This is a genomic window from Komagataeibacter oboediens (assembly GCF_018491655.1).
Classification (GTDB): Bacteria; Pseudomonadota; Alphaproteobacteria; order Acetobacterales; family Acetobacteraceae; genus Komagataeibacter; species Komagataeibacter oboediens.
Window position 1 is genome coordinate 183,297 of the sequence record NZ_JABLUU010000003.1, and the last position, 16,347, is coordinate 199,643.

General features: G+C 61.4%; 14 protein-coding genes and 1 tRNA gene. 5 read left to right on the plus strand and 10 right to left on the minus strand.

The window, feature by feature from the left end; translation table 11 throughout:
- Positions 1-115: 115 nt before the first annotated feature.
- Both HNO79_RS04550 and HNO79_RS04555 read left to right on the plus strand, forming a co-directional pair.
- Positions 116-1,843, plus strand: a complete 1,728-nt coding sequence (locus HNO79_RS04550) for a putative bifunctional diguanylate cyclase/phosphodiesterase (protein WP_010515202.1) — start codon at positions 116-118, stop codon at positions 1,841-1,843.
- A complete protein-coding gene (locus tag HNO79_RS04555; protein ID WP_214164426.1) occupies positions 1,840-2,298 on the plus strand; it encodes a hypothetical protein in 459 nt (152 codons plus the stop codon). Before HNO79_RS04550 ends, HNO79_RS04555 begins: the two co-directional genes overlap by 4 nt.
- 107 nt (positions 2,299-2,405) lie before the next feature.
- On the opposite strand, the gene HNO79_RS04560 is transcribed toward HNO79_RS04555, so the two are convergent.
- The 7 genes from HNO79_RS04560 to HNO79_RS04590 form a co-directional block, all read right to left on the minus strand.
- Positions 2,406-3,428: an NAD-dependent epimerase gene (locus HNO79_RS04560; protein WP_214164425.1), complete on the minus strand. Its 1,023-nt coding sequence runs from the start codon at positions 3,426-3,428 to the stop codon at positions 2,406-2,408.
- A gap of 188 nt (positions 3,429-3,616) precedes the next feature.
- Positions 3,617-4,942, minus strand: coding sequence for a UDP-glucose dehydrogenase family protein (locus tag HNO79_RS04565; RefSeq protein ID WP_214164424.1), 1,326 nt, complete (start codon positions 4,940-4,942; stop codon positions 3,617-3,619).
- Between the two features lie 84 nt (positions 4,943-5,026).
- The gene (locus tag HNO79_RS04570; protein WP_214164423.1) at positions 5,027-6,196 is read right to left on the minus strand and encodes an AGE family epimerase/isomerase; all 1,170 of its coding nucleotides are present in this window, start codon (positions 6,194-6,196) and stop codon (positions 5,027-5,029) included.
- On the minus strand, positions 6,193-7,653 hold the full coding sequence (gene rfaE1 / locus HNO79_RS04575; protein WP_214164422.1) for a D-glycero-beta-D-manno-heptose-7-phosphate kinase: 1,461 nt from the start codon (positions 7,651-7,653) through the stop codon (positions 6,193-6,195). Before rfaE1 ends, HNO79_RS04570 begins: the two co-directional genes overlap by 4 nt.
- 307 nt (positions 7,654-7,960) lie before the next feature.
- Positions 7,961-8,035: transfer RNA gene (locus tag HNO79_RS04580), tRNA-Thr, on the minus strand.
- A gap of 98 nt (positions 8,036-8,133) precedes the next feature.
- A complete protein-coding gene (dksA, locus tag HNO79_RS04585) occupies positions 8,134-8,547 on the minus strand; it encodes an RNA polymerase-binding protein DksA (protein ID WP_010515196.1) in 414 nt (137 codons plus the stop codon).
- Between the two features lie 111 nt (positions 8,548-8,658).
- A complete protein-coding gene (locus HNO79_RS04590; RefSeq protein WP_244987426.1) occupies positions 8,659-10,245 on the minus strand; it encodes an efflux transporter outer membrane subunit in 1,587 nt (528 codons plus the stop codon).
- A gap of 223 nt (positions 10,246-10,468) precedes the next feature.
- Here HNO79_RS04590 and HNO79_RS04595 point away from each other — a divergent pair, with 223 nt between their 5' ends.
- A complete protein-coding gene (locus tag HNO79_RS04595; RefSeq protein ID WP_048855808.1) occupies positions 10,469-11,185 on the plus strand; it encodes a TetR/AcrR family transcriptional regulator in 717 nt (238 codons plus the stop codon).
- On the opposite strand, the gene HNO79_RS04600 is transcribed toward HNO79_RS04595, so the two are convergent.
- Complete coding sequence (locus HNO79_RS04600) at positions 11,173-11,358, minus strand: hypothetical protein (protein WP_200409946.1); 186 nt, start codon at positions 11,356-11,358, stop codon at positions 11,173-11,175. The two genes, HNO79_RS04595 and HNO79_RS04600, sit on opposite strands and share 13 nt — an antisense overlap.
- A gap of 149 nt (positions 11,359-11,507) precedes the next feature.
- On the opposite strand from HNO79_RS04600, the gene HNO79_RS04605 reads away from it, so the two are divergent.
- Together HNO79_RS04605 and HNO79_RS04610 are read left to right on the plus strand one after the other, a co-directional pair.
- A complete protein-coding gene (locus tag HNO79_RS04605; protein ID WP_010515192.1) occupies positions 11,508-13,712 on the plus strand; it encodes a TonB-dependent receptor in 2,205 nt (734 codons plus the stop codon).
- A 44-nt stretch (positions 13,713-13,756) separates the two neighbouring features.
- Positions 13,757-14,290 (plus strand): GNAT family N-acetyltransferase, encoded by a 534-nt coding sequence (locus tag HNO79_RS04610; RefSeq protein ID WP_214164421.1) that lies wholly within the window; start codon positions 13,757-13,759, stop codon positions 14,288-14,290.
- Positions 14,291-14,502: 212 nt separating this feature from the next.
- On the opposite strand, the gene HNO79_RS04615 is transcribed toward HNO79_RS04610, so the two are convergent.
- Together HNO79_RS04615 and HNO79_RS04620 are read right to left on the minus strand one after the other, a co-directional pair.
- Entirely contained in the window at positions 14,503-15,882 is a 1,380-nt protein-coding gene (locus HNO79_RS04615) for an ammonium transporter (RefSeq protein ID WP_048855811.1), read from the minus strand.
- The gene (locus HNO79_RS04620; protein ID WP_010515189.1) at positions 15,879-16,217 is read right to left on the minus strand and encodes a P-II family nitrogen regulator; all 339 of its coding nucleotides are present in this window, start codon (positions 16,215-16,217) and stop codon (positions 15,879-15,881) included. Before HNO79_RS04620 ends, HNO79_RS04615 begins: the two co-directional genes overlap by 4 nt.
- Between the last annotated feature and the right edge of the window lie 130 nt (positions 16,218-16,347).

Below are 16,347 nucleotides of genomic sequence, written 5' to 3' on the forward strand. Positions count from 1 at the left end.
GCCATATGGTCTGGCGCGGCCGCATGGGTGTATCATGCGACGGGTCTGTCCCGTTGCCGGACTGATTCCATGACACATTCTGTTCAGTTTTTTATTTTAGGTTCCAGGCAGGAATATGGCATTGCAACACGATGATCGGCTGCGGGCACTGACACACCAGGATGCGGATTTCTGGGCCGACCTCGTTGATAGTGTCCTGATCGTCGCCATTACCGATAACAAGGGCGTCATCACCTATGTGAATGACCTTTTCTGTGAAATCAGTCAGTACTCGCGTGAGGAACTGATCGGTTCCACGCATCGTATCGTCAATTCAGGGTATCATGACGCGGATTTTTTCCGTGACCTGTATCGCACGATCCAGGCGGGGGAACTGTGGCAGGGCAATATCTGCAACCGCGCCAAGGACGGGTCGCTGTACTGGGTGGCGACCACCATCATCCCCAAGAAGGACAGGCAGGGCCAGATCCAGGGCTATGTCGCAAGCCGGTTCGAGATTACCGAGCTTATGAACACCCGCGACCGGCTGTGTGAACTGGCGGAAACCGATACGCTGACCGGGCTGCTCAACCGTGGCGGCTTCAACACTGCCCTGGCCGATGAAATCGCACGCTGTCGCGAACCCGGCAGCACGACGCACCCCGCACTGGTCATGTTTGATCTCGATGGGTTCAAGCAGATCAACGATGTCCATGGCCATCATGCCGGTGATATCGTGCTGCGCGCCATTGCGTCACGCCTGATTGAACTGACCCACCCCGATGACCCCGTCAGCCGTCTGGGGGGGGATGAATTCGCGGTGATCCTGCATCGCACGCTGGAAGACGTGTCGCTGGAGCGGTACATGGACCGCCTGCAGGGCGTGCTGGAACGCCCCATCGACATCGAGACTGTGACCGTCAGCGTTGCGGGCAGTATTGGTGCGGTGCTGCTGGATGGCACCGATACGATGGAAGACGTGCAGAAAAACGCCGACATGGCAATGTACGCCGCCAAGCGCGCGGGGGGCAAGCAGTCGCAGATGTTCACCCGCAGCCTGCGCGAACGCGCGCAGGCCCGTGTATCCATCCTGAGCGAGGCGCGGTGCGGGGTCGAGCGCAACCAGTTCGAGGTATATTACCAGCCGATCCTGAATTGCCGCACGCTTGAAGTGGACCAGATCGAAGCGCTGCTGCGCTGGCAGCATCCTGAACGCGGGCTGCTGGCGGCGGAAGACTTTTCCGACGTGTTTACCGATGCCGGTCTGGCGCAGGCCATGGGCCCGCGCATGATCGAGGCCTTCCGTCGTGACGTGTGCATGTGGAACGAGCAGGGCCAGCCCCCGCGCCAGCTGGCCATCAACCTGTCGCGCATGGACCTGATCCGCGATGATTACCAGCGTGAACTGGAAGAATCGCTCAAGCGTTTCAACATGTCCCCCGACAGCTTCGTGCTGGAAGTGACTGAGGCGATGCTGCATGGCCGCCGGGCGGATCAGGGGATCCGCAACCTGCGCGAACTGGCGCGGTCCGGCTTCCGCATTGCGCTGGATAATTTCGGCAAGGGCATTACCGTGCTGAACCACCTGCGTGAACTGCCGTTCTCGCAGGTCAAGATCGACCAGACCATGGTCGCCAACATCGTGGGCAATCCCGATGCCTGCATGGTCCTGTCCAGCCTGATCGAGATGGGGCAGGGGTTCCAGATGGAGGTCACGGTTGAAGGGGTTGAAAACCGCGAACAGTTCGATCTGGTCATGCAGATGAAGCCGGAGCGGATACAGGGGTTCTATATCTCCTCTGCCCTGTCGTCGCAGGATATCCTCAAGCTGCCGACGCATTTCGAAGGGGTGATCCGCGCATGACCGACGCACCCCGCATCATTGCCGCGCGGATCGGGGATGATCTGCCACGCATCGACGTGATCGAACTGGCCAATACGCGGCGCATCATGCACGCCGAACGCCATAATGACGGATCGCGCATGCCCATGTTCATTCCCACCGCGGCATGGGCGAGACTGCTGGAACTGCATTGTACCGGTGACGGCACGCCAGACCGCCCGCGCCTTGCCCCTTCACGCATGATGGATGGGCTGGAACGTGCTTTGGGGCGTATCATGACGGAGGTGGCGCGCCATGACGCCACGGATGATGAACCGCTGCGCCCGGCCTATGTCGTGACATCCGACCTGTTTGGCGCTGAAGGCCCTGTCGATATCCGCATGGTGGTGGACCGGACGACCGGCGTTGCCTGCATGCTGGCAGGACCACCCGCGGATATCGCCGCCCTCGGTCTGGATGATGTGCCGCAGGGCTGACGGTCCCGCGACTGAAAACGGCCTGTAGAAAAAGTTTTTGGTGAAGCTTTTTTCAAAAAGCTTCGAAGAACGCCGCCTTTCTGAAAAAAGGCGGCACCCGAAAACGTTTATTGTTGTTTGGCAATCGTCGTCTGTGGTGCGCGATAGTACTGCCGGTACCACTCCACAAATGCATCCACACCTGCCTGCACCGGTGTTGCGGGACGGAAACCCGTCAGCGCCTGCAGGGCGGAACAGTCGGCCCATGTACGTGGCACGTCCCCGGGTTGCATGGGCATGTAATTGCGGATGCAGGGCTGGCCCAGCGCCTTCTCAATCGCCTCGATGAACGCCATCAGGCTGACGGGGTGGCTGTTGCCGATATTGATGACCCGGTAGGGGGCAACCGGGCTGGCGCCGGGATCACTTTCGCCTGGCCCGCGGGGCGGTTTTTGCGACAGCAGGCAGATCGCTTCCACCAGATCGTCGATATAGGTGAAATCGCGTTCCATATTGCCATTGTTGTAAACGTCGATTGGCCTACCCGCCAATGTATTGGCCGTAAACTTGAATAGCGCCATGTCCGGCCGGCCCCATGGCCCATAGACGGTAAAGAAGCGGAAGGCGGTTACCGGCAGCTTCCAGATATGTGAATAGGAATGCGCCAGTTCTTCCGTGGCTTTCTTGGTCGCGGCATACAGGCTGAGCGGGTGGTCGCAGCGCTGGGATTCCGAAAAGGGCACGTCCTTGCTTGCGCCATAGACGGATGAGGTCGAGGCGATCATCAGGTGCGCGGGCTGGCACTGCCGCGCCTGTTCCAGCACGTTATAGGTGCCGATCAGGTTGGCGCTGATATAGGTGCCGGGATTTTCGATGCTGTACCGCACGCCAGCCTGTGCCGCCAGATGCACCACCAGTTCGGGATTGCACCGGGTGAAGGCGTTTTCCATGGCCTGCGCATCTTCCAGCATGAATTCGTTGCAGGTGAAGCGTTCGAATTCCCGCAGCATGGCATGGCGCTTCTGCTTCAGCGTGACATCGTAATAGCTGGTCATGCCATCAATGCCGGTCACGTCATGCCCGTCGCGCAGCAGGCGGCGGGCAAGATGAAAACCGATGAACCCGGCCGTGCCGGTAACAAGGATACGCATTCCGTACTCCCCCAAAATCGGGCAGTCCGTTACAGCCTGCCCGGTTCACATTCCTATGTCATGCGCCGTGGTCTGCCTTCCCGTGATCGGCCTGCAGGCGATGCACCGGGAAAAGTGCATGATCTTCAGGCGGATAATGGGAACACGGACAACGATACGACTAACGGTAAAAATGGATGGCAGCCCATTCAGGCAGATTTCGGGCCGGTGTGGCCCCGTCCTACGCCGGTATAGGAAAACCCGGCTTTTTCCACATCAGCGGGATTGTAGACATTATGCAGGTCCACCAGCACCGGTATGTGCATGAGGCCGCGCATGCGCGGCAGGTCCAGCGCGCGAAAGGCGTCCCATTCGGTCACGACCGCTACGGCATCCGCCCCCGTGACCGTTTCGTACGCATCGGTGCAGAAGGTAATGCCATCCAGCACCTGCCGCGCCTGATCCATGCCAACCGGGTCGAAGGCGCGTATGGTTGCGCCCGCATCCTGCAGGGCGCGGGTAATGGCGATGGAGGGCGCATCGCGCATGTCATCGGTATTGGGCTTGAAGGTCAGGCCGAGCAGGGCAATCGTCCGGCCCCGCACGTCACCGCCCGCGGCCTGGATGATCTTGCGGCCCATGGCGCGCTTGCGCTGTTCGTTCACGTGGGCCACGGCTTCGATAATCCTGCCCGGCACGCCGTAATCCTGCCCGGTCTTGATCAGGGCGCTGACATCCTTGGGGAAGCATGACCCGCCAAAACCGGGGCCCGCGTGCAGGAATTTCGAGCCGATGCGGTTATCCAGCCCCATGCCGCGCGCGACATCCTGCACATTGGCACCCGCGCGTTCGCACAGGTCTGCCATTTCGTTGATGAAGGTGATCTTGGTGGCGAGGAAGGCATTCGCCGCGTATTTCGTCAGTTCCGACGTGCGGCGGTCGGTAAACAGGATGGGGGCCTGATTGAGGAATAACGGGCGGTAGATTTCCGCCATCATTTCCCGCGCGCGCGGGTCGGTCGTGCCGATCACGATGCGGTCTGGGCGCTTGAAATCCCCGATGGCGGCCCCTTCGCGCAGGAATTCGGGGTTTGACGCCACGGCAAAATCGGCATCGGGCCGTGCTTCGCGGATCAGGCGCTCGACCTCGTCGCCCGTGCCTACGGGCACGGTGGACTTGGTGACAACCACGGTATAGCCCCGCAACTCGGCCGCGATGGCGCGGGCGGCAGCGTACACGTAGCGCAGGTCGGCATGTCCATCCCCCCGGCGCGATGGGGTGCCGACGGCAATGAAGACGGCATCCGCATCCTGCACGCCCCATGCCAGATCCATATCGAAATACAGGCGACCCGCCGCCGCGTTGGTGGTGATCAGGTCCGCAAGGCCCGGTTCGTAAATGGGTACCCTGCCCTGGCGCAGGGCCTCCACCTTGCGTGGGTCGGTGTCGATGCAGCGGACCTCGTGCCCGAAATCGGCAAAACAGGCACCGGTGACTAGTCCGACATAGCCTGCCCCGATAACAGCAATTTTCATTCCAGTTCCTCCTTATCGGGAAACCCGTGCGCCCTCAGGCGCAACGGGCGCGCCAGCGCGGCAGATGATCCGGCCCGGTTGATGTCATGGCGTGGAGTGCGAGAGGTTTTCCGCCGCATCCCTGTGTCCCTGCCCTTCCGTCAGGGCACAGACCGCCCCGTAAATATGGTAAAATGAACTGGCGGGCATATGGTCCATAGGGGTTGTCCCGTCCGCATTCAGGCGGTCGATCCACCCCCCGTTCAGGTGGGATGGAATGTAATGGGTGGCGAAATTCGCCAGTATTCCCGTAATTATGTCAGATGACACCGGTGCAGACCGGTTCGCGCCAAGGGAGCGGATCAGTTCCGTCTGGGGCCAGATGCGCGTGCCTCCATCCACAATCCGTCCGTCCTGTGTGACGGCATTACGGATGACGGGGGGCATGGTGCCTGTCGTATGGGCCAGCGCGGTCAGGTGCAGCCTGCCGGCAGCCTGCCTGATGACTGCCGCGTCCCCGGGTGCGCACAGGCGCAGGTATTCATGCAGCAGCCATGACCATTCCAGCAGGTGGCCAGGTTCCGCCCGATTCTGGCCCGCGGGATAAAGAGGCTGCCAGTCGGCGCTGAAATCCTCCAGCAGCAGTCCGCTGTCCGGATCGATGAAACGCGTGGTGGCCAGCGTGATCAGCCGTGCCGCGCGGGTATGGTATATTTCCTCCCCCGTGGCGTCATACAGGGCCAGCCATGCTTCCAGCAGGTGCATGTGCGGGTTCTGCCGCCGGGTGGCGTCACGGGGCGGCACGGCATCCATGAACCCCGGTCCGGGGGTGTGGAAGATCGTTTCCAGTTCGGTCGCGGTCTCCGCCGCGCGTCGCCTTAATCCCGGATCCCCCGACAGCCGGTATGCCCAGGCATAGGCAAACAGGATGAAGGCATGCGCATACAGGTCCCGTCGCCGGTCGGCCGGTCGCCCGGCGGGGGCGAGGGAGAAAACCCAGCCCGCCGCACCATCGGCACGGTGGTAACGGCGTTCGACTTCCGCGAGGCAGCGCAGGGCCATGTCACCGGCACCGCAGTCGCCACGCAGGGCGGCGCGGCAATAGGTCGCGATCTGGCGCGCCTGCACCATCAGGCGCAGGGCAGGCAGGGGCAGGGGACGCCCGTTGAAATCAAGCCGTTCATGAAACAGGGCGCGCTGCCTGTCGAAACCATTTTCAGACCATAGCGGCAGGGCCTGCCGCACGGCCCATGACTGGAACCGGGCGGGCGTCACGCTGGGATATCAGTCTCGGCTCCGGGCTGGCCGCCCGCCTGCTTCACAAGCGAGGTGGTTGACCTGCCGGGCATGATGTCAACCAGTACGACGCGACCGCCATTGGCTTTTACAATGTCGCCCCCCACCACCTCATCCTCGCGGTAATCCGCGCCCTTTACGATGACGTCGGGCAGGATCATGCGGATGGCCTCTTCGGGTGTGTCCTGGTCAAACAGCACGACCAGATCGACACTGCGCAGCGCGCCGATCACGGTGGCCCGGGCGCGTTCGTCCTGTATGGGGCGGCTGTCTCCCTTCAGGCGGCGGACGGAGCGATCGGTATTCAGTGCGACGATCAGTTTGTCCCCCTGTGTCGCCGCCCCCTGTATGAGCGAGATATGACCGGGATGCAGCAGGTCGAAGCACCCGTTGGTAAAGACAACCCGTGCACCGTGGTGCCGCCAGTCCCGCGCCATGGCGGCAGCCTGTTCCAGGGAGACGAGTTTGCCGGAATCCGGCATGTCGCGCATCAGCGCGTGGCTGAGTTCGGAACGCGATACGGTGGTCGTCCCCAGCTTGCCCACCGCCACGGCGGCGGCCGTGTTGGCAATGGTTACCGCCGTTTCCATGGACTGTCCCGCTGACAGGATGGCCGCCACGGTTGCCACCACGCAGTCCCCGGCGCCGGAGACATCGAATACCTCGGCCGCCCGGCTGCGCACATGGCTGACCGTCCCGTCATCCTGCCACAGGGTCATGCCTTCTTCCGAGCGGGTGACCAGTATGCTGCCGCAGGACTGCGCGCCCGCCGCGCTGGCGGCCGCCGTGATCTGATCGTCCGTGCTTACCGGCAGGCCGGTTGCCCGCGCCAGTTCCTGTCGGTTGGGCGTGACCAGCGTCGCCCCGCGATAGGCGGCAAAGGACGTACGCTTGGGGTCAACGATGATGGGAATGTTCCGTGTGCGCGCGCGGGCGATGATGTGTTCCAGCACGCTGTCATCCAGCACGCCCTTGCCATAATCCGAACAGATCAGGATATCCGCCCCGTCAATGGCCAGATACGCCTGCTTCACCAGTTCGGCCTGTATGGCAGGTTCGGGGGGATGGATGTCCTCGTTATCAATCCGGACGATCTGCTGGCGTCCGCTCATGACCCGTGTTTTGGTGGTGGTCTGGCGATGGGCGTCGCGCACCAGTCCACGCGTATCGATCTGGTCCCAGCGTGCAAGTGTATGGGACAGCCGGGTGGCGTGTTCATCCACCCCCACCAGACCGACAAGACGGACGTGGGCCCCCAGCGCCGCCGCATTCGCCGCGACATTTGCCGCCCCGCCTGCCACGATATCAAGGTGTTCATGCACCAGAACCGGCACGGGCGCCTCGGGCGAGATCCGGTCGATCCGACCGGAAATGTAACGGTCCAGTATCACATCGCCCACAATGGCAATGGTGCCGAAATGCATGTTCTCAATCATGAGGAGCCTACCGTTCCCGTAACCGCATGCGCTGCTTTAATATGGGAGCCGCGGAATTCACAAGAAGAAGCGGCTCCACCCGCCCCTGTACGGGTCGGGTCAGGCAGTCGTGACAGCATATTCAGGCCGACGCACCGGGTCGAGGGGCAGCGGGCGTCTTCATGCGCCGCGTGGCAGGTATCCCGCAGGAAACGGGCCGACATATGCCTGCATCTGCTGCTGGCGGCTGACAGTCACGAGCGCTCTGCTCCGGACCTGCAGGAACCGAGGCGGGCAGACATACTGATGGGAATGTAAGGGAAAATCATGGTGCTGCTGGACAGGATTGAACTGTCGACCTCTCCCTTACCAAGGGAGTGCTCTACCACTGAGCTACAGCAGCACTGTATGCGCGCTTCCTAACTTTTCCTGCACCGGCTGGCAACCCCCTTTTGTCGTGTTTCGGCAAATTGGGATCATCCAGCCGGGGGACAGGTGGGATCAGTCGTCGCGGTGGATGCGTTCCATACGTTCGTGACGTTCCTGCGCCTCGATCGAAAGGGTCGCGATGGGGCGGGCTTCCAGCCGTTTCAGCCCAATGGGCTCGCCCGTTTCTTCACAGAAACCATAGGTCCCGGCCTCGATACGCAGCAGGGCCTGATTGATCTTGGAAATCAGCTTGCGCGCCCGGTCGCGTGTGCGCAGTTCCAGCGCGCGATCGGTCTCGACACTGGCGCGGTCGGTAATGTCCGCTTCGTGAATGCCGCCTTCAGACAGGCTGGCAAGTGTTTCGTCCGCTTCCTTGAGGAGGTCCGCACGCCATTTCAGCAGTTTGAGGCGGAAATATTCCACCTGCTGCGGATTCATGAATTCCTCATCATCCGAAGGGCGGTAATCGGGGGGCAATGTAATCATGATGACAGGTCCCTGCGCCGTGGTTCCGTATGGCGGCGTATGCCCATCCAGTCGGGAACGGGGCGGCTTATACTAGCATGGCGCGTGCGCGCCAAGCCTTTAACGCCGGATTCAGGCGGGTTGGTGCGATGTGGCGGGAGCAGGGGTGGCAGCAGGCGTGCCAGCCGTAGTGGACGGCTGCGCGCCCTTTGCCTGCTTCGTGCGCGGTGTGGGTTCGGGGTACGTGGTTTCCCAGCCACCGCCCAGTGCATTGTAAAGACGGACAAGATTGCCCGATATGGTGGCCGTACTGGTGGTCAGATCGGATTGCGCGCCCAGGTACTGACGCTGGCTGTCCAGCACGTTCAGGTAGGTGACCATGCCGTGGCGGTACTGGTCCTGCGCCAGTTGCAGGGCATGGTGGCTGGCCTCCATGCGCTGGGTCAGGTTGTCGTGACGAAGCTGTTCATCGGTATAGGCGGTCAGCGCGTTGTCAATGTCGTGCCATGCGCCCAGCACGGTCTGCTGGTAGGTGATGGCGGCTTCCTTCTGGGCGGCCTTGCGCAGTTCCAGCTGTCCGCGCAGGCGTCCGCCCTGGAATATGGGCAGGGTGATGGACGGCCCGACATTCCATGCCTTGGCATTCCAGAACCCAAGGTCGCGGAAAGACAGGGATTCAAACCCGAACCCGGCATTGATCGTCACGCGCGGATAGAATTCGGCCACCGCCTCGCCCACCTGCGCGGTTGCCGCGTGCAGGTTGGCTTCGGCCCGACGGATATCTGGGCGCCGGCGGGCCAGCTCGGACGGCACGCCCACCGGCACGCGCGGCGGCACGGGGGGAATGGCGGAAGCGGTCAGCAGTTCATCGGACAGGGCGCGTGGCGGCTCGCCCATCAGCAGGCTGAGCGCATTGACCTGCGCCACCAGCTGCTGCTCAAGCTGTGGCAGCTGCGCCAGCGTGTTTTCATACTGTACGCGGGCCTGCTCCACCTCCATGTCGCTGGCCAGTCCCTTGGCGTAGCGCTGCTGGTTCAGGTCCAGCATGGATTTGGCCACGTCGCGGTTTTCCATGACGATGCGCAGCTGTTCCTGCGTGTTGCGCAGGTCCATGTAATCACGCGCGACTTCGGCCTGTCGTGAAATCAGCATGCCGCGCCGGGCTTCGTTGGTGGCCTGTGTCTGGGCGGCGGCGGCTTCGTACTGGCGGCGCACGCGGCCCCACAGGTCAATTTCCCATGTGGCATCAATGCTGTCGCGCCACTGGTTGAACAGCGGAATCTTGGCCTGTCCGGGCTGCACTTCGGCCAGTCCGGGGGCTTCCTGCATGACGCCGGGATTACTCTGCACATCGGTCACGATCCGCTGCAGCATCTTGGTGCTGTACTGCTGGCGGGCATACGACCCGGTGGCGGACATGGCGGGGTAGCGTTCGGCCCCTGCAATGCGCAGTTCCGCGCGGCTTTGCGCCATGCGGTAGGCATAGCGGCGGACATCGAGGTTATCGGTGGCGACGCGCTGTTCCAGCTTTGTCAGTTCAGGATCGTGGAAAATGGTCCACCACGCGGTATCGGGATCATCTGGCGTGGTCTGGCTTGCGACCTGCGCAGGTGTGCCATTCGTGCCGGTCGTGGCGATACGCTTCGGGCCGCCGTACTCCTTGGGCGTCCAGGGGGTTGGCTTGTGGAAGTTCGGGCCGACCGCACACCCGGCGGTCATGACCGACAACCCAACCACCGCCGTGCGCCATGAAATTCCCCTACCCACCAACGCGGCCCCCTGTTGTCCCTGAAACAGTTAATATAAATCTGTATGACCTTGGCAGGGTTTTGCTACCATGCCATGAATTGACCGATCAGTTCGGTCAGTCCCCTAGCCTATCGGCTTTCCTCACGGGGTCAATCGAAAGTACGCACCGAATAACGGGAGCAGGATGATTTCCATGGGTACCACGCCAGATCAGCCCGGTCAGATTCAGGCTGAAAGCTGCCCGCTTTCCGGTACGTCGGAGGCCAAGCGCCAGCAGATCCTGGCGGGTGCCGCGCGTGTCTTCGCCCGACAGGGATATGAAGGGGCCAGCATGTCGGGCATCGCGCGCGATGCCGGTGTGTCCAAGGGAACGCTGTATAACTATTTCGAAAGCAAGGCCACGCTGTTCTCCGCCTTCGTGGAACAGTGCGCGTGCGAGAAGATGCCCCTGCTGTTCAGCCGGATTGACGAAGGGGCGAACCTGACGGAATCGCTGGAACACCTGGCCGTGGCCATGATCCGGCTGCTGACATCGCCGCTGTCGCTCATGCTCAACCGCATCATCATCTCAGAAGCCGGGAATTTTCCCGATCTTGCCGAAACCTTCTGGAAGCATGGGCCGCAGAAGGCCATTGGCATCCTGTCAGCATGGCTCATGCAGCATAATGATGCGGGCGTGCTGAACATTCCCGACCCGATTTTCGCGGCGGAGCAGTTCTATGGCCTGTGCCAGACCCGGATCGTGGCGCGGGCGCGGCTGCAACTGCCGGTCGACACGGATCAGGCGCATATTGAATTCATTGCCCGTTCTGCCGTGCGGACGTTCCTTAATGCCTATCTACGGGACGCCCCGCGTCTGCCACCGGTGCTGATGGAACGTCCGGCATCCGGCAGCGGTCAGAAGTCATAAAAGTTTTTGGGTGCTGCCTTTTTTAAAAAGGCGGTGTCCTTTCGAAGCTTTTTGAAAAAAGCTTCACTCAAAAAATCCTTCGGTTTTTCAGGCTGTTTCACAGGAAAGCGCTTTCGGCTGTCCTGCATCAACGCGCTGACGGAATGGCCCGTGGCTCTGGTTGCCCTGTTCATGGAGCAGGGCGGCCATGTGCATGTTGCATAAAAACAACATTTTTCCAGCTCCGCGCAAGTGTCTGCTTTTAGGGGTTGTTATGTTATATTGTACCAATATACGGCTGGGTCATCCGAAATCTCCTGACTGGATGCGAGCCCACCCTGACATGACGCGTTTATGGTTTTCCCGTCACCCGCTATCTCCCGCCATGCTGGCGGCCATGACCGTGCTGACGCCGGTCTTCCCCCTCGTGGCGCAGACCACGACGGGCACAGGCGTGCTCACGACCGACACGACCACCACGCAGGTGGCGGATACGGATGCCACGCGCCGGTCCTCCGCGCCGGATGCCATGACGGTCACCGCCCGGCTGGACCGTGCGCGCATCCAGCTACAGCCTTCCACCGGGGCCACGGTGCATGCCTTCAGCCGCAAGGCGCTGGAAACCATTCCCGGTGGTGACAATGCCGGGCTGAACAGCGTGCTGCTGCAGGCCCCCGGTGTGGCGCAGGACAGTTACGGGCAGATCCATGTCCGAGGTGACCATAACGAAGTGCAGTTCCGTCTTGATGGTGTGCAGCTACCCGAAGGGCTGAACGTGTTCGGCCAGACGCTGATGACCCGCTTTGCCGACAATCTGTCACTGTCCACCGGTGCGCTGCCGGTTCAGTACGGCTTCCTGCAGGCGGCCGTGGTGGACATCACGACCAAGAACGGGGCCACCAACAAGGGCGGCAACGTGTCCATTTATGGCGGTGCGCGTGACTACTTCTTCCCCTCCGCACAGTATGGGGGACAACATGGCAGGTGGGATTACTTTTTCACCGCCGATTACGTGCATGATCGCGTAGGCATCGAAAACACCACGCCTTCGTTCAATGCGCCGCATGACCTGAGCAATCAGTACCATTTCCTTGGCCACCTGCGGTACACGGTGGATGAGAACACGCGGATCAGCCTGATTGCCGGTGTGTCCAATGCCGAGTACCAGTTGCCCAATATCGGCGGCCAGCCCATGTTTGGCGATGATTACAGCAGCCTGCTGCCCCAGGCGCCAGGCAGCGACAACCTGAATGAACGCCAGAAGGAAATCACCGATTTCGGCATCCTGTCGCTGCAGAAGGAAATCGGGGCGTTCAGCCTGCAGACGTCGGTTTTCTCACGCTACAGCAGCCTTGGCTACAGTCCCGACCCCAATATGGGCGACCTTGCGTATATGGGCATAAGCCAGCATGCCGAACGGTCTGTCATGTCTACCGGCACCCAGAGCGACGTGACATGGCGCGTGCGACCTGACCACACCATCCGTTTCGGCTTTCAGGTCTTTGCCGAACGCAACATCACCAAGGCGGATGCCACGGTGTTCAATGATGCGGACCAGCAGGTCAACATCCATACGGGCAATGGCCGCACGGGCGACATCTACGGGCTGTATGTGCAGGATGAATGGCGACCGCTTCATAACGTGACGGTCAATTACGGCCTGCGTTTTGATGGCGTGGGGGAATATACCAACGAACATCAGCTCAGCCCGCGTATCAATGTGGTGTGGCGCGCGTGGAAGGGGGCGTCGCTGCATGCCGGGTATTCGCGCTACTTCACCCCGCCGCCGTTCGAGGTGGTGGGTGGGTCCGACCTGCAGCAGTTTGCCAATACCTCCGCTGCGACCGATGTCAGCCGTAGCGATACGGTCAAGGCCGAGCGTGACCATTACTTTGATGCCGGGATCGAGCAGATCATCCTGCCCGGCTGGCGCGTGTCGTTCGATGCCTATTACAAGCTGGCCCATAACCTGATTGATGAAGGGCAGTTCGGTGCGCCCATCATCCTGTCAGGCTTCAATTACCGGCGCGGGCAGGTCAACGGCTATGAATTTTCCACGTCCTATGACCGCGGACCGCTGTCACTGTATGGCAATTTCGCGTGGTCGCGGGCGATAGGTAAGGATATTACCAGCGCGCAGTTCAACTTTGACGGTGATGACCTGAAATATATCAGCCAGCACTGGATCCATCTGGATCATGACCAGCGCTGGACAGCTTCGGCAGGTGGCTCTTACACCTTCTTCTATCGCAGCGGACATCCCACCCGCATCTCTGCCACCATGGTATATGGCAGTGGCCTGCGGCAGGATTCGGACGTGCCCAATGGCGGCGTCATTCCACAATACGCAACGTTCAACATGTCACTTGTGCAGTCCTTCCGCGACCTGTTCCATTCCCGCTTCCTGCGCACCACGCAGTTGCGGCTGGATGTCACAAACCTGTTCGACCATCCTTACATGCTGCGCAGCGGCACGGGTGTTGGTGTCGGGGCGCCGCAATATGGGCTGCGCCGGACCATCCTCACCGGTATTTCGCAGTCGTTCTGACCGGGTGTGTTAGGGTCATCGCGGTACACAGCCGGGATGACCGCATGCCATTTTCCATCCGACTGGCGGGCGAAGGTGATGCCCGCCTGCTTCCCGCCATCGAACATTCGGCAGGGCAGGCATTCCGCGCGGTGCCGGAACTGGCATGGGTGGCGGATGATACGGGTATGACCGTTGATGCGCACCGTGCCTGTATCGAGACGTGCACCTGCTGGGTTGCTGTTGATGAACAGGAACGGATTGCCGGATTCCTCAGCGCGCAGCCCCATGGGCATGACCTGCATATCCTTGAAATGTCGGTGGCCCGTGACCGGCAGGGCAGGGGGCTGGGCCGGCGGCTGCTGGCGGCGGCGTATGACGGGGCGCGTGCGCGTGGGCTGTCCGGTCTGACGCTGACAACCTTCCGCACCATCCCTTGGAATGCTCCGTTTTATGAAAAGGCGGGTTTTGACCAGTTACTTCCCGCTGCACTGGATGCGCGCCTTGCCGCCCTGTTGCGGGAGGAGGAACAGGCAGGGTTTCCCGCCGGGTCACGCTGCGCAATGCGGCGGGATGTGATGCGGACGCAGGGGGCGTAAAGCGCTTTCTGTCTGCTTCAGGGATGGATGAATGAAAGTTTTCAGGTGTCGCCTGTTTTCAGAAAGGCAGCGTTGCTTCGAAGCTTTTTGAAAAAAGCTTCACCAAAAACTTCTTCATGATAGGCATATTTTTTAATTGGCTGTTCCGCATGAAAAAAGGGCGACCCGTCAGGGCCGCCCTTTGTGCTGGTAGTCAGGAATGGCGAAGGGGATCAGGAATTGATCCGTTCGCCATGCAGGCTCATGTCCAGCCCTTCCATTTCCTCGTCGCGCGTGACGCGCAGGCCGATGGTCAGGTCAATCAGCTTGAGCAGGATATAGGTTAGCACCGCGCACCAGGCGATCGTGATGCCAACGGATTCCGCCTGCGCCACGAACTGCGAGAACGACCCGCTGACCCCTTCGGGGCTGGCATCGGTTGCCGAAAGCGGGCCATAGGCGAACACCCCCGTCAGCAGCGCGCCCACGATGCCGCCAATGCCATGCACGCCAAAGGCGTCGAGGCTGTCATCATACCCCATCATGTGCTTGAGGCCCGTCGCCCCCCAGAAGCAGATTACGCCAGCGGCCAGCCCGATCATGAGCGCGCCACCCGGCAGCACGAAGCCTGCCGCAGGCGTAATGGCCACAAGCCCGCCCACGGCACCGGAGATGATGCCCAGCACCGTCGGCTTGCCGGTCTTGATCCATTCCGCGCACATCCACGACACGCCAGCGGCGGCGGCGGCGATCTGGGTGGTGGCCATGGCCATGCCCGCACGCCCGTTCGCGCCCACGGCGGAGCCTGCATTGAACCCGAACCAGCCCACCCACAGCAGGGATGCGCCAATGACGGCATAGGTCAGGTTGTAGGGCGACAGGTCATCTTCCCCATAACCCTTGCGCCGCCCGATCACGAGGGCCGCGACGAGGCCCGCGATCCCGGCATTGATATGCACGACGGTGCCGCCGGCGAAGTCGATCGCGCCGATCTTGCTGGCAACCCATCCATCCGGCCCCCAGACCCAGTGGGCAACCGGCACGTACACGATCAGCGACCACAGGATGGTAAAGACACACAGCGCACTGAACTTCATGCGTTCGGCAAATGCGCCCGTAATCAGCGCCGGCGTGATGATGGCGAACGTCATCTGGAACGTCATCCACACGCTTTCGGGAATGGTCATGGTCGTCGCGGCGGGGGTGCCCGCGGCCATGGTGAAGGCCACGTCGGACCCCTTGCTGATTCCCGCGCCAAGGCCATTGAGCATCACGCGCGACAGGCCGCCGATGAACGCGTTGCCCGACGTGAATGTCAGGCTGTAGCCCAGTACCATCCATACCACCGTCATGATGCAGCAGATGCTGAACGACTGCATGAGGGTGGCCAGCACGTTCTTCTTGCGCACCATGCCCGCATAGAACAGGGCAAGGCCGGGAACGGTCATCATCAGCACAAGGCCCGTGCTGATCAGCATCCATGCCGTATCACCCGTGTCGATCGCGGCGGGGGGCGCGTCGGCCGCCATGGCGGGCAGGCTGCCCATGCACAGCGCAACCGCCGCCGCAGCAGGCCCGAACTGGCGGGCGCTCTTGCCAATCTTTGTGATCACAGCGCGTTTTCTCCGGTTTCCTGTGTCCTGATGCGCATTGCCTGTTCAAGGTCGAGGACAAAAATTTTGCCGTCACCAATCTTGCCGGTGCACGAAGCGCTCTGGATCACCTCCACAACCTTCTCGCACTGTGCGTCCGCCACGGCGATCTCAAGCTTGATCTTGGGCAGGAACTGGATGTTGTATTCAGCGCCGCGATAGATTTCGGTCTGGCCCTTCTGGCGGCCATATCCCTTGACCTCGGTTGCGGTCAGGGCATCCACCCCGATGGAATGCAACCCCTCGCGCACCTCATCGAGCTTGAACGGCTTGATGACGGCAATGACGAATTTCATTTCGTTCCCTTCCTGCCTGGCCCCTGAAACATCGTTTCGCTGTCTCTGTTCCGTACAGGTAACCATATCCCGAAGCAATATGAACTTGCTAGCGCCTTTAGGCACGGTTGTGCAGTGGTCGCGTGTTGCC